At 67.1% G+C, this 15,813-nt stretch carries 13 protein-coding genes; 11 read left to right on the forward strand and 2 right to left on the reverse strand.

Going from position 1 to position 15,813, the window contains the following annotated elements; genetic code table 11:
- Positions 1 to 17: 17 nt before the first annotated feature.
- Positions 18 to 2,027: an alpha/beta hydrolase family protein gene (locus tag BM031_RS17280; RefSeq protein WP_091875805.1), complete on the forward strand. Its 2,010-nt coding sequence runs from the start codon at positions 18 to 20 to the stop codon at positions 2,025 to 2,027.
- A gap of 45 nt (positions 2,028 to 2,072) precedes the next feature.
- On the opposite strand, the gene purM is transcribed toward BM031_RS17280, so the two are convergent.
- Positions 2,073 to 3,116, reverse strand: a complete 1,044-nt coding sequence (purM, locus tag BM031_RS17285; RefSeq protein ID WP_091875806.1) for a phosphoribosylformylglycinamidine cyclo-ligase — start codon at positions 3,114 to 3,116, stop codon at positions 2,073 to 2,075.
- A 134-nt stretch (positions 3,117 to 3,250) separates the two neighbouring features.
- Here purM and BM031_RS17290 point away from each other — a divergent pair, with 134 nt between their 5' ends.
- From BM031_RS17290 to thpR, 8 genes are all read left to right on the forward strand, one after another.
- On the forward strand, positions 3,251 to 4,390 hold the full coding sequence (locus BM031_RS17290; protein WP_091875807.1) for an AI-2E family transporter: 1,140 nt from the start codon (positions 3,251 to 3,253) through the stop codon (positions 4,388 to 4,390).
- Entirely contained in the window at positions 4,387 to 5,070 is a 684-nt protein-coding gene (gene hda / locus BM031_RS17295) for a DnaA regulatory inactivator Hda (RefSeq protein WP_091875808.1), read from the forward strand. The genes BM031_RS17290 and hda overlap by 4 nt, the downstream gene beginning before the upstream one ends.
- Positions 5,067 to 5,741, forward strand: coding sequence for an HAD family hydrolase (locus tag BM031_RS17300; RefSeq protein ID WP_091875809.1), 675 nt, complete (start codon positions 5,067 to 5,069; stop codon positions 5,739 to 5,741). The genes hda and BM031_RS17300 overlap by 4 nt, the downstream gene beginning before the upstream one ends.
- A complete protein-coding gene (gene pcnB, locus BM031_RS17305; RefSeq protein ID WP_091875810.1) occupies positions 5,734 to 7,125 on the forward strand; it encodes a polynucleotide adenylyltransferase PcnB in 1,392 nt (463 codons plus the stop codon). The genes BM031_RS17300 and pcnB overlap by 8 nt, the downstream gene beginning before the upstream one ends.
- Positions 7,122 to 7,595 (forward strand): 2-amino-4-hydroxy-6-hydroxymethyldihydropteridine diphosphokinase, encoded by a 474-nt coding sequence (folK, locus tag BM031_RS17310; RefSeq protein ID WP_091875811.1) that lies wholly within the window; start codon positions 7,122 to 7,124, stop codon positions 7,593 to 7,595. Before pcnB ends, folK begins: the two co-directional genes overlap by 4 nt.
- Positions 7,596 to 7,597: 2 nt before the next feature.
- Positions 7,598 to 7,945, forward strand: coding sequence for a DMT family protein (locus BM031_RS17315; RefSeq protein WP_091875812.1), 348 nt, complete (start codon positions 7,598 to 7,600; stop codon positions 7,943 to 7,945).
- A gap of 73 nt (positions 7,946 to 8,018) precedes the next feature.
- Complete coding sequence (gene panB, locus BM031_RS17320) at positions 8,019 to 8,867, forward strand: 3-methyl-2-oxobutanoate hydroxymethyltransferase (protein WP_091875813.1); 849 nt, start codon at positions 8,019 to 8,021, stop codon at positions 8,865 to 8,867.
- Between the two features lie 6 nt (positions 8,868 to 8,873).
- Positions 8,874 to 9,386, forward strand: coding sequence for an RNA 2',3'-cyclic phosphodiesterase (thpR, locus tag BM031_RS17325; RefSeq protein WP_229408967.1), 513 nt, complete (start codon positions 8,874 to 8,876; stop codon positions 9,384 to 9,386).
- A 16-nt stretch (positions 9,387 to 9,402) separates the two neighbouring features.
- Here the strand turns inward: thpR and BM031_RS17330 are convergent, their stop codons facing one another.
- Positions 9,403 to 11,214, reverse strand: a complete 1,812-nt coding sequence (locus BM031_RS17330) for a DUF885 domain-containing protein (RefSeq protein WP_091875815.1) — start codon at positions 11,212 to 11,214, stop codon at positions 9,403 to 9,405.
- 158 nt (positions 11,215 to 11,372) lie between these two features.
- Between BM031_RS17330 and senA the strand changes: the two genes are divergently transcribed.
- Positions 11,373 to 12,584, forward strand: a complete 1,212-nt coding sequence (senA, locus tag BM031_RS17335; protein WP_229408976.1) for a selenoneine synthase SenA — start codon at positions 11,373 to 11,375, stop codon at positions 12,582 to 12,584.
- Between the two features lie 441 nt (positions 12,585 to 13,025).
- Positions 13,026 to 15,752 (forward strand): DUF4214 domain-containing protein, encoded by a 2,727-nt coding sequence (locus BM031_RS17340; protein WP_177207803.1) that lies wholly within the window; start codon positions 13,026 to 13,028, stop codon positions 15,750 to 15,752.
- Positions 15,753 to 15,813: the final 61 nt, after the last annotated feature.

A 15,813-nucleotide genomic window follows, 5' to 3' on the forward strand; every position in this document is an offset into this window, starting at 1 on the left:
GACCAAAAGGACTTCCCATGCCCGCCCCTGCCGCCCGCTTCCTGTGCGCCCTCTTGCTTGGCCTGGCCTGCGCCCTGCCGGCCGCCGGCCAGGGCGCCCCGCCGCCGGTCGAGGCCTTCTTCTCCAATCCGCTGCTGGACGACGCCGAGCTCTCGCCCAGCGGGCGCTACCTGGCCGCCATCTCGGGCGCGCCCGGCCGCCGCGACGTGCTGGTGGTGGTCGACCTGCAGGAAAACAAGGCGACCACGGTGGCCGGCTACAAGGAGGTGGACGTATTGCAGTTCCAGTGGGTGAACGACGAGCGCCTGATGTTCAATGTCAGCGACAAGCAGGTCGGGCCCGGCGGGCGCTACCAGGGCAGCGGGCTGTATGCGGTCGACCGCGACGGCGGCGGCATGCGCCAGCTCGCGGCCCGCAGCGGTCCGGGCACCGGCGGCGGCTCCCACGCCAGCCGCGGCCTGCTGCCCGCGCGCACCGCCATGCTGGCGCAGCGCGGCGCCCAGGATTCGAACGCGGCGTATGTGAACGTCTACGAATGGAACGACAACGACGGCAGCCTGGCCACCGTGAACCTGCTGCGCCTCGATACCGTCACCGGCCTGACCCAGGTGGTGCAGCGCCCGGGCCCGGTGGACAGCTGGATGCTGGATAACGCGGGCCAGCCGCGGCTGGCGGTGCGCTCCGAACGCGGCACCACGATCCTGCACTACCTCGATCCGGCCAGTGGCAAGTGGCGCAAGCTCGCCAGCTTCTCCACCTACAAGGAAGGCCGGGACACGTTCGCGCCGGTGGGTTTCGGCGCCGACGGCAGCCTGTATGTGCGCGCCTACCTGGGCCAGGACACGGCCGCGCTGCACACGCTGGACCTGGCCACCGGCAAGATCAACTCGAAGCCGGTGCTGGTCACGCCAGGCTACGACTTCGACGGCGGACTGGTCACCCGGCGCGGCAAGCTGCTCGGGGCGATCGTCGAAACCGACGCCGCCGCCATCGTCTGGTTCGACCCGGAGATGCAGGCCTTGCAGCACAAGGTCGACGCCCTGCTGCCGGGCACCGTCAACCTGCTGTCGACGGCGGCGCGCGCCGATGCCCCCTGGGTGCTGGTGCGTTCGTTTTCCGACGTGCGCCCGCTGGCTTACCACCTGTACAGCCCGGGCACCGGCAAGCTCAATCCAGTCGGCAGCAGCCGCGAAGGCATCGACCCGGCCCGCATGGGCCGCCAGGACCCGGTGCGCATCAAGGCGCGCGACGGCCGCGAGATCCCGGCCCTGCTCACCTTGCCGGCCGGGGGCGCGGGCAAGAAGCTGCCGCTGGTGGTGCTGGTGCATGGCGGCCCGTATGTGCGCGGGAACCACTGGGGCTGGGAGGCGCAAACCCAGTTCCTCGCGTCGCGCGGCTATGCGGTGATCGCGCCGGACTTCCGCGGCAGCACCGGCTACGGCACCGCGCATTACCAGGCCGGCTGGAAGCAGTGGGGCCTGAAGATGCAGGACGACATGGCCGACGCGGCGCACTGGGCGGTGGCCCAGGGCCATGCCGACCCGCAGCGCATCTGCATCGCCGGCGCCAGCTACGGCGGCTACGCCGCGCTGATCGGGCTGGTGAAGGATCCTGCGCTGTACAAGTGCGCGGTCAACTGGGTGGGCGTCACCGACATCAACCTGCTGTACGACGGCCACTGGAGCTTCGACTCCGACCTGGGCGAAGACTGGAAGGTGCACGGCATGCCGGTGCTGGTGGGCGACCAGGTCAAGGACGCGGCCCAGCTCAAGGCCACCTCGCCGATCGAGCAGGCGGCCAGGATCACCCAGCCGCTGCTGCTGGCCTATGGCGCCGTCGACCGCCGCGTGCCGCTCTACCACGGCAACAAGTTCCGCGAGGCGGTGGCCAGCCACAACCAGCAGGTCGAATGGGTGGTGTATCAGGACGAAGGCCACGGCTGGACCCGGCCGGAGACGCGCTTCGATTTCTGGAAGCGGGTCGAGGCCTTCCTGGGAAGGCATATCGGGGCTGGCGCCGCGAAATAAAAAAACGGGCGCCGCGGCGCCCGTTTCTCATGAAGACCAATCGGCTTACTGCACGATGGTCTGGGCCTGGCCTTGTTCGCGGGCGCGGATCTCGCCGATGCGGTACACGGTTTCGCCGGCCGCCTGCAGCTGCGCCATGGCGGCGTCGGCATTGTCTTGCGAGACGATGACGGTCATGCCGATGCCGCAATTGAACACGCGGTGCATTTCGGCGTCGGCCACGCCGCCATGCTGCTGCAGCCACTGGAACAGCGGCGGCATGGTCCACGACGACGCGTCCAGCACGGCGGTCACGTTCTCCTGCAGCACGCGCGGGATGTTTTCCACCAGGCCGCCGCCGGTGATGTGCACCATGCCCTTGACTTCCATCGAGGCCATCAGCGCCAGCAGCGGCTTGACGTAGATGCGGGTCGGCGCCATCAGCACGTCGGACAGCTTGCGGCCGTGGAAGTCGGCTTCCAGGTCCGGCTTGGCGACGTCGATGATCTTGCGCACCAGCGAGTAGCCGTTGGAGTGGATGCCCGACGAGGCCAGGCCCAGCACCACGTCGCCCGGCACGATCTTGCTGCCGTCGATGAGCTGGGATTTTTCCACCGCGCCGACGGCGAAGCCGGCCAGGTCGTATTCGCCGTCCGGGTACATGCCCGGCATTTCGGCGGTTTCGCCGCCCAGCAGCGCGCAGCCGGACTGCTCGCAGCCCTTGGCGATGCCCGAGACCACGGCGGTGGCGGTGGCCACATCGAGCTTGCCGCAGGCGAAGTAGTCGAGGAAGAACAGCGGCTCGGCGCCCTGCACCAGGATGTCGTTCACGCTCATGGCCACCAGGTCGATGCCGACCGTGTCGTGGCGGTTCAGCTCGAAAGCGAGTTTCAGCTTGGTGCCGACGCCGTCGGTGCCCGAGACCAGGACCGGTTCCTTGAACTTCTTGCTGATCTCGAACAGGCCGCCGAAACCGCCGATGCCGCCCAGTACGCCTTCGCGCATGGTGCGCTTGGCAAGCGGCTTGATCGCTTCGACCAGGGCGTCGCCAGCGTCGATATCGACACCGGCGTCGCGGTAGGAGAGGGAAACATTAGATGGTTGGCTCATGGTATTTGGCAGCGGAGGCGGTAAAATAGAAGGCGGCAGACCCTGACCGGGGTCAATCCGGTATTTTAACATTAGCAAAACGGCCCTTCCCGCTCCCCGTTTTCCAGCCTTCCAGCAAACACAACAACAATTACATGCCATTTTCCCTCACGTCCGAGCAAAAACAGTCCACGTTCTGGTTGGCGCTCTGGCTGGCGGTGGCGCTGTTGCTGTACGCGCTGGGGCCGATCCTGTCGCCCTTCATCGCCGCCGCCATCCTAGCCTACATGCTGGGCGGCGCGGTCGACAAGCTCGAAGGCGGGCATCCTGGCAAGCGCCGCATGCCGCGCGTGATCGCCGTCTCGCTGGTGCTGACCGCCTTCTGCACCGCCGTGGTGGCCCTGTTCCTGACCGTGGTGCCGGTGCTGCGCGCCGAAATCCCGCTGTTGCAGGCCAAGGTGCCGGCCTTCTTCACCTGGCTCGACACCTTCGTGGCGCCCTGGCTGGCCGGCTACGGCATCCACGTGAAACTCGACAGCGCGGGCCTGCGCCAGCTGCTCGAGCAGCAAGTGGCGGCCGGCGGCGACGACATGTGGACCTCGGTGCTGGCCAAGGTGCGGGTGGGCGGCAGCGCGGTGCTGGGCTGGATCGCCACCCTGACCCTGGTGCCGGTGGTGCTGTTCTACCTGCTGCTGGACTGGCATGCGCTGCTGGCCCGCATCGAAGGCGCCATCCCGCGCCGCTGGGCCGCCAAGACCACCAGCATGGCGGTGGAATCGGACGTGCTGCTGGCCCAGTACCTGCGCGGCCAGCTCTTGGTAATGATCGTGCTGGCCGTGTATTACTCGGCGGCGCTGGCCTTCGTCGGCCTGGACGTGGCGCTGCCGGTAGGCGTGCTCACGGGCCTGCTGGGCTTCGTACCCTACCTGGGTTTTGGCCTCGGCATGCTGCTGGCGCTGGTGGCGGCCCTGCTGCAGTTTTCCGGCTGGGCCGGCCTGGCCTGGGTAGTGGCCATCTATACGGCCGGCCAGCTGATCGAGAGCTTCATCCTGACCCCGCGCCTGGTGGGCGAGCGCATCGGCCTGCACCCGCTGGCGGTGATCTTCTCGCTGATGGCCTTCGGCGAGCTGTTCGGCTTTGCCGGCGTGCTGCTGGCCCTGCCGGCATCGGCGGTGCTGATGGTGGGCTTCCGCCACCTGAAAAACCACTACCTGCGCAGCAGCTTTTATAATGCCGGGAGCAGCGAAGCATCCCATGATCCCGCACCCGACACATCCATGAGCCCGACACCATGAAACAGCTGGTGCTCGATTTAGGCGCCGAGCCGGCGCACAGCCTCGACACCTTCCAGGTGGGCGAGAATGCCGAACTGGCGCACCTGATGCACCAGTTCGCGCAGCGTGCATCGCGCGAGCACTTCGCCTACCTGTGGGGCGACAGCGGCGCCGGCAAGACCCACCTGCTGCAGGCCCTCGCCGCCAGCCCCGGCGCGCGCTACATCCCCTTCGACGCAGCGGAAGACCAGTTCGTGCACGCCGACGACGTCTCGCTCTACCTGCTCGACGACTGCGACCGCCTGTCGCCGCAGCGCCAGATCGACGCCTTTGCGCTGTTCAACCAGATCCGCGAGCACGGCACCTACATGGTCAGCACCGGTCCGGTGCCGCCGGGCGTGCTGGGCGTGCGCGAGGACCTGCGCACCCGCATGGGCTGGGGCCTGGTGTACCAGATCAAGGGCCTGTCGGACGACGAGAAGATCGCCGCCCTCACCCAGGCTGCCGAAGCGCGCGGTTTGACGCTGTCGGCCAGCGTGTTACCCTATTTGTTGTCTCACTTCAAGCGCGACATGCGGTCGCTGGCGACGATGCTGGACGCGCTCGACCAGTATTCGCTCGAGACCCAGCGCCCCGTCACCCTGCCGCTGCTGCGCGATTTGTTGCTTCAAGAAAACCAGCAGTCGGAATCCAAAGAATGACAAACCTTGCGCTGTTCGACCTCGACCACACCCTGCTGCCGATCGATTCGGACTATGAATGGGGTGAGTTCCTGGTCCGCGTTGGCGCGGTGGACGAAACCGCCTTCCGCGGCCGCAACGACGCGTTCTTCGCCCAATACCAGGCCGGCGTCCTCGATCCGGTCGAATACCTCGAATTCGCCCTCGGCACCCTGGCGCGCTTCCCGCGCGCCGAACTGGACGCCCTGTACGCGCGCTATATGCGCGAGGTGATCGAGCCGGCCATCCGGCCGCGCGCGCTGGCACTGGTGCGCGAGCACCAGGAAGCGGGCGACCTGGTGGCGATCATCACCGCCACCAACTACCACATCACCGCGCCGATCGCGGCCCGCTTCGGGGTCGAGCACCATATCGGCGCGATGCCGGAGTACGACGGCGCCGGCCAGCTCACCGGCCGGCTGCTCGGCACGCCCACCTCCGGGCCGGGCAAGATCACCCACATGCACGCCTGGCTGGAACGCCTGGGCCGCCCGTTCGACTCGTTCGAGCGCAGCCACTTCTACAGCGATTCGCACAACGACCTGCCGCTGCTCTCGATCGTTACCCATCCGGTCGCCACCAACCCGAGCGCCGTGCTCGCAACCCATGCGCGCGAGCAGGGTTGGCCAACTCTCCACCTATTCAATGATTAAGAAATTCATCCGCAAGATCCTGGGCGTCAAGGACGACGGCCGCGACCCGACCCAGGCCGTGATCCTCGGGCCCGACGAGCACAAGATCGATCCGCGCCTGGTCTCCAGCAACGCGATCAAGGTCACCCAAACGCTGCAGGAAGCCGGATTCGAGGCCTTCGTGGTGGGCGGCGCCGTGCGCGACCTGCTGCTGGGCGTGAAGCCAAAAGACTTCGACATCGCCACCAACGCCACCCCCGAGCAAGTGAAACGCCTGTTCCGGCGCGCCTTCATCATCGGCCGCCGCTTCCAGATCGTGCACGTGATGTTCGGCCAGGACCTGCTGGAGGTGACCACCTTCCGCGGCAACGGCAGCGACAACGCGCCGAAAGATGAACACGGCCGCGTCCTGCGCGACAATAACTTCGGCCCGCAGCACGAAGACGCGGCGCGCCGCGACTTCACCATCAACGCCATGTACTACGACCCGGCGACGCAAACGGTGCTCGACTACCACGGCGGCATCGAGGACATCCGCGCCAAGCTGCTGCGCATCATCGGCATGCCGGAAGCGCGCTACCGCGAAGACCCGGTTCGCATGCTGCGCGTGGTGCGCTTCGCGGCCAAGCTGGGCTTTACCATCGAGCCGACCACGCGCGCGCCGATCCCCGTGATGGCGCCCCTCATCGACAATGTGCCGGCCGCCCGCGTGTTCGACGAGATGCTGAAACTCCTGCTGTCGGGCCACGCGCTGGCCTGCCTGAAAGAGCTGCGCTCGGCCGGCCTGCACCACGGCCTGCTGCCGCTGCTCGACGTCGTTCTGGAGCAGCCGATCGGCATGAAGTTCGTGACGCTAGCCCTGGAATCGACCGACAGCCGCGTCAAGGCCGGCAAGGGTGTCTCGCCCGGCTTCCTGTTTGCTTCGCTCCTGTGGCACCAGGTGCTGGAAAAGTGGAACGCCTACCGCGCCGCCGGCGAAGCGCCGATCCCGGCCCTGCACCTGGCCGCCGACGACGTGCTGGACACCCAAACCGAGAACCTGGCCCTGCAGCGCCGCATCGCCACCGACATGCGCGACATCTGGGCCATGCAGCCGCGCTTCGAGCGCCGCACCGGCAAGGCGCCGTTCAAGCTGCTGGAACACCCGCGCTTCCGCGCCGGCTATGACTTCCTGCTGCTGCGCTGCGAATCGGGCGAGCTGCCGGGCGAGATCGGCGAATGGTGGACCGCGTTCTACGACGCCGAAGGCGGCGAGCGCGAACAGCTGCTGGCCGCGGCCAACAGCCGTGGCGAAGCTGGCCGCAGTGGCGAGCCGGCCAAGCGCAAGCGCGCGCCGCGCCGTGGCCCGCGCAAGGGCGGCGGCGGCGAAGGCGCGCCGGCGCCACAAGGCGGCGGCGAGGAATGATCGCCTGGATCGGCATCGGCGCCAACCTGGGCGACGCCCAGGCCAATGTGCTCGACGCCGTGCGCCGCCTGGCCCTGCTGGACGGCACCATGGTGGTCGAAACCTCGGGCCTGTACCGCACGGCGCCGATCGATTCCAGCGGCCCGGACTACGTCAACGCGGTGGCCTGCATCGACACCAGCTTTGATCCGCATGAACTGCTGGCGGCGCTGCAGGCCATCGAACTGGCGCACGGCCGCGAGCGGCCCTACCGCAACGCGCCGCGCACGCTCGACCTCGACCTCCTGCTGTATGGCGACCAGCTGATCGATACCGAATCGCTGAGCGTCCCGCACCCGCGCATGCACGAGCGGGCCTTCGTGCTGGCGCCGCTGGCCGAGATCGCGCCCGACCTCGTCATCCCGGGCCGCGGCCCGATCCACGACTTCCTGCCGCTGATTGCGCGCCAGGGTGTCGACAAGATTGCATGAGCATGCAGCTGCCCATCTGGTTCCAGACCGCCGGCCTGCTGGCGCTGTCGAACATCTTCATGACCTTCGCGTGGTACGGCCACCTGAAGAGCCTCAACCACCGCGCCTGGTATGTCGCGGCCCTGATCAGCTGGGGCATCGCGCTGTTCGAATACCTGCTGCAGGTGCCGGCCAACCGCATCGGCCACACCCAGTTCAGCCTGGCCCAGCTCAAGATCATGCAGGAGGCAATCACGCTGAGCGTGTTCGTGCCCTTCGCGATGTTCTACATGGACCAGCCGTTCAAGCTCGATTACGTGTGGGCGGCACTGTGCCTGGTGGGCGCGGTGTACTTCATTTTCCGGTCCTGAGTACTTCCTGCACGTTTGCGGCCGCCGCATTACACTACGCGTCTTGTCGAACGATCGTTTTAAAAGGAACCCCATGAGCGCTTACCTGCAGGGCCAGGACCCCGCCGCCAACGATGCACCAAAGCCGGTGCGCAAGGCCGTGACCGCGCCTTCGCTGCTGGCCATGCGCGCCGCGGGCGAGCGCATCGCCATGCTCACCGCCTACGACGCCAGCTTCGCCTCGCTGATGGACCGCTGCGCCGTGGACGTGCTGCTGATCGGCGATTCGCTCGGTATGGTGTGCGCCGGCTACGATTCGACCCTGCCGGTGACGGTGGCGGACGTGGCCTACCACACCGCCTCGGTGGCGCGCGGGAACAAGCTGGCGCTGGTGCTGGCCGATATGCCCTTCGGCAGCTACACCACGCCGGTGGAGGCCTACAACAACGCCGTGATCCTGATGCGCGCCGGCGCCCAGATGGTCAAGATCGAGGGCGGCGCCTGGCTCGCCGAGACCGTGCGCTTCCTGGTCGAGCGCGGCATCCCGGTATGCGCCCACATTGGCCTCACGCCGCAATTCGTGCATGCGTTCGGCGGCTTCAAGGTACAGGGCAAGACCGACGCGGCGGCCGAACAGCTCAAGGCCGACGGCCTGGCGCTGCAGGCGGCCGGCGCCTCGATGGTGGTGCTGGAAGCGATTCCCGCGGCGCTGGGCAAGGAAGTGACGGAACTGCTGGCCATGCCGACCATCGGCATTGGCGCGGGCCCGGACTGCTCCGGCCAGGTGCTGGTGATGCACGATCTGCTGGGCGTTTTCCCGGGCCGCAAGGCGCGCTTCGTGAAGAACTTCATGGAAGGCCAGACCAGCATCGACGCCGCCGTCACCGCCTACGTGGCGGCCGTGAAGGACGGCAGCTTCCCCGGCCCGGAGCACTGCTTCTAAGGCTTGATGATGGACGGGCAGAGCGCGACCACCCGTCTGTTCCTGGCCCTGTGGCCCGATCCGGCCGTGCGCCACTTGTTGACGCAGTGGCGCGACGCCTGGCACTGGCCGCGCGGCGCCACGCCGGTGGCGGCCGACCAGCTGCACGTCACCCTGCACTTCCTCGGCAGCCAGCCAAGTGAACGCCTGCCCGACTTCCTCGACGGCTTTGCCGTGCCCTTCGACCCCTTCCAGCTCGTTCTCGACCGCGCCGTGGTGTGGCATAACGGGATCGCGGTGCTCGAGCCGCAGGCCACGCCGCCGGCGCTGGAAGCGCTGCACGTGCGCCTGGGTGAAGCATTGCTTGCGCTTGGCCTGCCGCCGGAAGCGCGCCGCTATCGCCCGCATGCGACGATGGCGCGGCGGGCCACCGGGGCTACCGTGCCCACGACGCGGCCACCCGTTTCCTGGGAAGTGAGCGGCTATGCGCTGGTGGAATCGAAGAACAGCGTGTACACGGTACTGCGCAGCTACACCTGAGTACAGCGGCCAGGATTCACTTCTTCGACGCGGCGATCCAGCGGTCCACGTTTTCCTCCAGCACGGCCAGCGGCAGGGTGCCGTCGCCCAGCACCACGGCGTGGAAGGACGGCAGGTCGAATTTCGGGCCCAGCGCAGCGCTGGCCCGCTGGCGCAGCTCGGCAATCTTCAGCGCCCCGACCTTGTAGCCGAGCGCCTGGCCCGGCCAGGCCATGTAGCGCTCGATGGCGTTCCTGGCCACCGCTTCGCTGTAGCCGTTGGTCTCGCGCAGGTAGGCGATCGCTTGTTCGCGGCTCCAGCCTTTGGCGTGCAGGCCGGTATCGACCACCAGGCGCGCGGCCCGCAGCAGTTCCGAGTTGAGGTGGCCGAAGTACTGGGCCGGGTCGTCGAACACGCCCATTTCCACCCCCAGGGTTTCGGCATACAGCGCCCAGCCCTCGATATAGGCGTTGTTGCCGCCGAAGCGGCGGAAGTCCGGCAGGGACTTTTCCAGTTGCAGGGCAATCTGGAAGTGGTGGCCAGGACGCCCTTCGTGCATGTACAGGCTGGTCATCTTGGTGCTGTCGTAGGTGCTTGCGCCGTTGACGACCGACCAGAAGATGCCGGGACGCTTGCCGTCGATGCTCGGTCCCGTGTAGTGGTCGGAAGCCGTCGCCCGCGTCAGTTCAGGTTCGAGGCGCTGTTCCAGCGCGGCCCTGGGCACCAGCGTGAAGAAGGCCGGCAGCCTGGCCGACAGCACGGTATCGAGCTTGCGGTAGGCATCCAGGATTTCCTGGTCGTCCTTGAACGGCTTGTACCTGGGCTGTTCGCCCACCCACTTCGGCAGGCCCGCAGCAGGGCCGTCGTAGCCCAGTTTCGGGCCGACCGCGGCCAGCAGTGCCTGGATGCGCGCCACTTCGGCCAGGCCGATCGCATGGATGGCCTCCGGCGCCAGCGTGGTCGTGGTGTTGTCGGCGACCTTGGCCCGGTACCATGCGGCGCCGTTCGGCAAGGCCCCGATACCCGACGTAGCGCGCCCTGCCGGCAGGTAGTCCTGTTCCAGGAAGCGGACCAGGCGCGCCAGCGCCGGATTGAGGCGCTGGTCGATCTCGGCGGCATAGTCCGCGGCCAGCCGGCGCTTGTCGGCATCGGCCAAGCCGGCCGGCAGCGCGGGAATCGCTGCATAGAACGGGCTGGCGCCGGCGGTCTTGCTGATGAGGGCCTGGTACTGCGGCAAGGCCGCCACGATCAGCGACTTGGGCAGCACGATCCCGGTCTTGACCCCTTCGCGCATGTTCGCGATGGCCTGGTCGATCCACGGCGTCAGCTGCTTGATCCGGCTCAGGAAAGCCCGGTACTGCGCCGGTGTCTCGATGCTTTGGAAGGACTTGCCATTGGCCAGGTTCGCCAGCAGCATCGGCATGGTGAACATCATCTGGTCGATCGGCAGCAGGTGGTCGGGAAAGCGCAGGTTTTCCAGCCCGGCCTTGAATTCATGGTCCAGGATCTTGTAGCTGATGCGGTCGTCGCGCTCCAGCTTCGATGGATCGATCGCGCGCAGGCGCTGCGCGAATTGCCTGAAGTCGGCCTGGCGGCGCGCGCGCTCGGCCGGGCCGATGCTCATGCCGATCTGGTCGTCGAAACGGGTGTCGCCGAAGAAGCTGGCGTAGGTGGGGTCGAAGCGCGCCTTGCTCATGTAGTAGTCATCGGCCAGGCGCTTGAGCTGCATGGCCGGGGCAGCCTGCGCCTGGATGGCCGTCGCAGCCTTGGTGGCCGCCTGTACCGGCGCCACGATTGCAAACGCCAATGTGGCGGCGCCGATCGCTTTCGACATCACAGCAAGCTTCATATACCCTCCCCGAAAAGTTTCAATTTAACAAACACGACGAGCCTAGCATGCATTTTCCTGTCACTGAAAAGCAAAGTGCGTGGCATTCACTTTGTTGTCGGATAGGGACACGGCGGATCCAGCAACAGCATGGGCTTATCCGCCTTTACAATCGCAGCATGACAAGCGACCACACCGACTTTCGCCGGATGGGACCGGGCGACCTGGACGCCGCGCTGCAGGCGTCGCGGCAGCGCACGCTCGCCCTGTTCGATGCCCATGCCGCCGCCGGCCACGCGCAGGCGGCCCGCGTGCCACGCCTTGCCATCGTGAACCCGCCGCTGTGGGAGCTCGGGCACCTCGCCTGGTTCGCCGAATGGTTCGTGCTGCGCCAGGCCGCCGGCAGCGGGCCGGGTGACGCCATCGGCCCTTCGCTGCTGGCGCAGGGCGACCGCTGGTTCGACTCGAACACGGTGGCGCACGACGCGCGCTGGGCGCTCGACCTGCCCGAGCCCGGCGCCCTCAAGGCCTACTGCCGCGACGTGCTGGAGCAGGTACGGGAGCAGCTGGCGCGCACGCTGGATGACGACGCGGCGCTCTACCCCTATCGCCTGGTGCTGGCGCACGAAGACATGCACGGCGAAGCCCTGCTCTACACCTTGCAGACGCTCGGCGCGGCGCCGCCCGAGCCGCGTGCAGGCGCCGCCGGCGAGGTGGACGATGCCTGCAGGCCCGGCGAGATCGCCTTCGCTGGCGGTGAGCTGCTGCTCGGCGGCGACCAGTCGCGCGGCTTCGTGTTCGATAACGAAAAGCTGGCCGCACGCTGCGATATCGCTCCGTTCGCGATCGACGCGGGCCTGGTCTCGAACGCGGCCTATCTCGCCTTCGTGCGCGACGGCGGCTACCAGCGCCACGGCTACTGGAGCGAAGCCGGCCGCGCATGGCTGGCCCACACGAAGCGCGCAGCGCCGCGCTACTGGCGGCGCGACGGCCGGGCGAGCGAATGGCACGACCTGCGCTTTGGACGCAGGGCAGGACTGGATCCCGCGGCGCCGGTGCGCCACGTGAACCTGCATGAAGCGCAGGCATATTGTGCATGGGCCGGCAGGCGCCTGCCGCGTGAAGAGGAATGGGAGTTCGCGGCGGCCGGGGGCGATCCCCGCTTTGCCTGGGGCCAGCTGTGGGAGTGGACCGATTCACCCTTCCTCCCCTACCCCGGCTTTGCCGCCGACCGCTATCGCGAATACTCGGCGCCCTGGTTTGGCAGCCGCCAGGTCTTGCGCGGCGCCTCGTTCGCCACGCCGGCGCGGCTGCACTCGCCGCAGTTCCGCAATTTCTATACGCCCGGGCGCGACGACATTTTTGCCGGCTTCCGTAGCTGCGCGATGTAACTTCGCGCAATCAAACTCGGGGTCAGGTCTGACACTTGGACACGGGCTCATCCTTGGCATGGTTTCGATGCCGAAGCCCACATCGCGTGCGTAGGCGCGTTGCTGCGCTCCAGTTCCGCCAGCGTCGATCTACCGTCCAGCTTGTGTCCAAACAATCAAACTTCGGGGTCAGGTCTGACATTTGGACACGGGCTCATCCTTGGCATGGTTTCGATGCCGAAGCCGACATCGCTTGCGTAGGCGCGTTGCTGCGCTCCAGTTCCGCCAGCCTCGATCTACCGTCCAGCTTGTGTCCAAATGTCAGACCTGACCCCGAAGTGCGGCGTTTCTTTCCCCCTCGGGAGGGGGCTGTATCTCCCAAAAGGCCATGCCAGAATGTTTCCCATCGGTCGACTGCATGAGACAGTCGCCCCTGGACGAATCATCATTCTGGAGCACAGCATGGCTAACTACGAAAACGCGATCCAACAACTCTACGTCGCCTACTACAACCGTCCCGGCGATCCTGCCGGCCTGGCGTTCTGGCATGGCGTGGTCGAGGCCCAGGGCGGCGACACGTCCGCGGTCTGCGCCGCCTTTGCTTCGTCGGCCGAGTACATCGCAAACTACGGCGGCAAGGACAACCGCACCGTGGTCAACACCGTCTACCGCAACCTGTTCGGCCGCGACGGCGAGCCGGCGGGCCTGGATTACTGGGCCAAGGCGCTCGATGCGCGCCTGATCACGGTCGACGGCGTGGTGACTGCCATCGCAGGCGGCGCCCGCAACGATGACCTGGTCGCCTACGCCAACAAGGTCAAGTTCGCCACCAGCTTCACCAGCGCGCTCGACCTGCATCCTGAGAAAGCCGCGTACAACGGCAGCGAAGCCCTGGCCTACGCCAAGCAGCTGACGTCGGCCGTCACCACCGACGCCTCGCTGGCGACGGCGACCGCCGGCCTGGATGCCTCGACCGCCGCGTTCGTGGCGGCCAGCAAGGCGCCGATCGTGTTCACCCTGAGCGCCAACGCCGACGCCGGCGTCGCCTTCAAGGGCGGCGGCGGCAACGACACCTTCAACGCCACCGCTGCCACTTTCTCGGCCGGCGACAGCATCCACGGCGGCGGCGGCGTCAATACCCTGTTCGTCATCGACAACGGCAGTGCGCTGGCGACCACCGCCCCGGCCGGGGCGTCGGTGACCAACGTCCAGCACATCACCATGAGCACCAAGGGCGGCGTGGGCAACGCCGCGGCCTATGACATGTCGGGCTTCGCGGGCCTGCAGGTGGTGGACATCAGCGCCGCCGGCGCCGTCAACGTGAAGGTCGCCGATGCCGTCGACCTGGTCGTCGGGACCAGCGCCGGCGCCGTTACCACCAGCGGCGGCCGTTCGGTCTCGGTGACCGGCAACACGGGCGCGGCCAACCTGAGCGGCAATTTGCTCGCCTCGGTCAACCTGGCCAACACCAGCCAGGCCGCGACCATCGACAACGCCACCATCGACCACCTGCTGTCCCTGGGCTTGACCAATGTGGGCAACGGCGCGACAGTGACCGACGCCACGGCCAAGACCATCAACCTGCAGGTCAATGCGGCGCAGGGCGGCGCTGGTTCGCACATCAACCTGGCCGCCGCCAAGGCCACCGCCCTGAATATCGACAACGCCACCGCCTTCCAGCTCACCACCACCGCGCTGGCCGCGGACGACAAGCTGGCCACCATGACCTTGAGGGGCGCCGGCAGCTTCAGCGCCGACGTCTCCGGCATCGCATCCTTGAACACCTTCGACGCCTCGCAATCCAGCGGCGCCAACACCGTCTCCGCCACCAGCACGGCGGGCCTGGTGCTCAAGGGTGGCTCGGGCGTGGACAAAGTCTCGATGGCCGGCTTCCTGGCGGGGAATGCAGTGGTCGAACTGGGCGCCGGCAACGACCGCTACGAATTCACCCGCACCGCACTGAGCGGCGCCCGGGTCGACGGCGGCGCAGGCGTCGACACCATCGTCGCCAACGACGCCGCCCTGTTCGGCGTGACCAGCAACGTCGTCTACAGCAATTTCGAGACCCTCGATTTCTCGAGCGGAAAAGGGGTGTATGACCTCGACCGCGCCGGCAGCGTCACCACCCTGCACAGCCATGCGCGGCTGCGCGACGTAGTCGAATTCACCAACGGCCGCGCCAACTCCACCATCGAGTTCGCCAGCCTGGACACCAATCTCGACCTGAGCGGGAAGGCCACCGAGCAGCACACCATCGGTGCGACCGTCAAGTTCACGCTGAAAGACGCTTCCGGCGCCAACGACAAGCTCACCATCAGCATGACCGCGAACGATGCGCAGGCCGACGGCCGCACCAATGGCCTGGTCCAGGGCAACATCATCGAAACCAGCGGCATCGAAACGATCACCCTGCATTCGAGCGCCAACAAGCTCGAACCCGACAACCCGGCGACCGGCACCAACGAAGCGCGCACCGCCGCCGACTACGTGAACGGTTTCTCCTACCTGTACGCCCAGGGCAGCAAGACGATCCTGGTGACCGGGGACGCCAGCATGCGCTTGCTGACGGCCATCTCCGACACCCTCACCAACTTCGACGCTTCCGCCTCGACCGGCAACGTGAACTTCGACGGCGTCACCCGCAAGGCCGGCGTGCCGGATACGGCGCTGAACTACATCGGCAGCCAGGGCATGGATTACTTCCAGTCGACCAAGTCGGGCGTCGTCTTCCAGGGCAACGACGGCAAGGACACCGTGCTGCTGTACCGCTACGAACAGGTGAAGGACATCATCAAGTTCACCGATGCCAGCGACTCGCAGCTGGTCTGGGCTTCGCAGGGCAAGGCGCAAGTCAACGGCTGGGACACGATCTATGACTTCCAGGTCGGGGTCGACAAGATCGACCTGTCCGCCTTGCACCTGGCGGCCGGCACCAACCGCGACGGCTTCGCCACGATCAAGCTGGCGTCGAACACCGACCACATCCTGCAATCCACACTCAAGGACGGGGTCGGCGTGTTCAACGACAACGGCACGATGCGCTCGATCGCCTTCGCCATGTACGGCGTCGACGACGGCTGGATGCTGGTCGACGTCAACGGCGACGGCGACTACACCAGCGGCACCGACATGATCTTCAGCATGTACGGCAACACCGCGATCCCGGTGATGAGCGACTTCATCTTCTGATCCTCATTTCGCTCACTTCGCACTTCGGGGTCAGGTCTGACATTTGGACACGGCCCCGGCT

Source organism: Massilia yuzhufengensis (assembly GCF_900112225.1).
Classification (GTDB): Bacteria; Pseudomonadota; Gammaproteobacteria; order Burkholderiales; family Burkholderiaceae_D; genus Telluria; species Telluria yuzhufengensis.

Excerpts from the sequence above, each read along its gene's own strand:
- BM031_RS17280 (WP_091875805.1), top strand. The coding sequence starts at position 18 with ATGCCCGCCCCTGCCGCCCGCTTCCTGTGCGCCCTCTTGCTTGGCCTG.
- hda (WP_091875808.1), top strand. The coding sequence starts at position 4,387 with ATGAAACAGCTGGTGCTCGATTTAGGCGCCGAGCCGGCGCACAGCCTC.
- thpR (WP_229408967.1), top strand. The coding sequence starts at position 8,874 with ATGATGGACGGGCAGAGCGCGACCACCCGTCTGTTCCTGGCCCTGTGG.
- BM031_RS17315 (WP_091875812.1), top strand. The coding sequence starts at position 7,598 with ATGCAGCTGCCCATCTGGTTCCAGACCGCCGGCCTGCTGGCGCTGTCG.
- BM031_RS17330 (WP_091875815.1), bottom strand. The coding sequence starts at position 11,214 with ATGAAGCTTGCTGTGATGTCGAAAGCGATCGGCGCCGCCACATTGGCG.
- purM (WP_091875806.1), bottom strand. The coding sequence starts at position 3,116 with ATGAGCCAACCATCTAATGTTTCCCTCTCCTACCGCGACGCCGGTGTC.
- folK (WP_091875811.1), top strand. The coding sequence starts at position 7,122 with ATGATCGCCTGGATCGGCATCGGCGCCAACCTGGGCGACGCCCAGGCC.
- panB (WP_091875813.1), top strand. The coding sequence starts at position 8,019 with ATGAGCGCTTACCTGCAGGGCCAGGACCCCGCCGCCAACGATGCACCA.
- senA (WP_229408976.1), top strand. The coding sequence starts at position 11,373 with ATGACAAGCGACCACACCGACTTTCGCCGGATGGGACCGGGCGACCTG.
- BM031_RS17300 (WP_091875809.1), top strand. The coding sequence starts at position 5,067 with ATGACAAACCTTGCGCTGTTCGACCTCGACCACACCCTGCTGCCGATC.
- BM031_RS17340 (WP_177207803.1), top strand. The coding sequence starts at position 13,026 with ATGGCTAACTACGAAAACGCGATCCAACAACTCTACGTCGCCTACTAC.
- BM031_RS17290 (WP_091875807.1), top strand. The coding sequence starts at position 3,251 with ATGCCATTTTCCCTCACGTCCGAGCAAAAACAGTCCACGTTCTGGTTG.
- pcnB (WP_091875810.1), top strand. The coding sequence starts at position 5,734 with ATGATTAAGAAATTCATCCGCAAGATCCTGGGCGTCAAGGACGACGGC.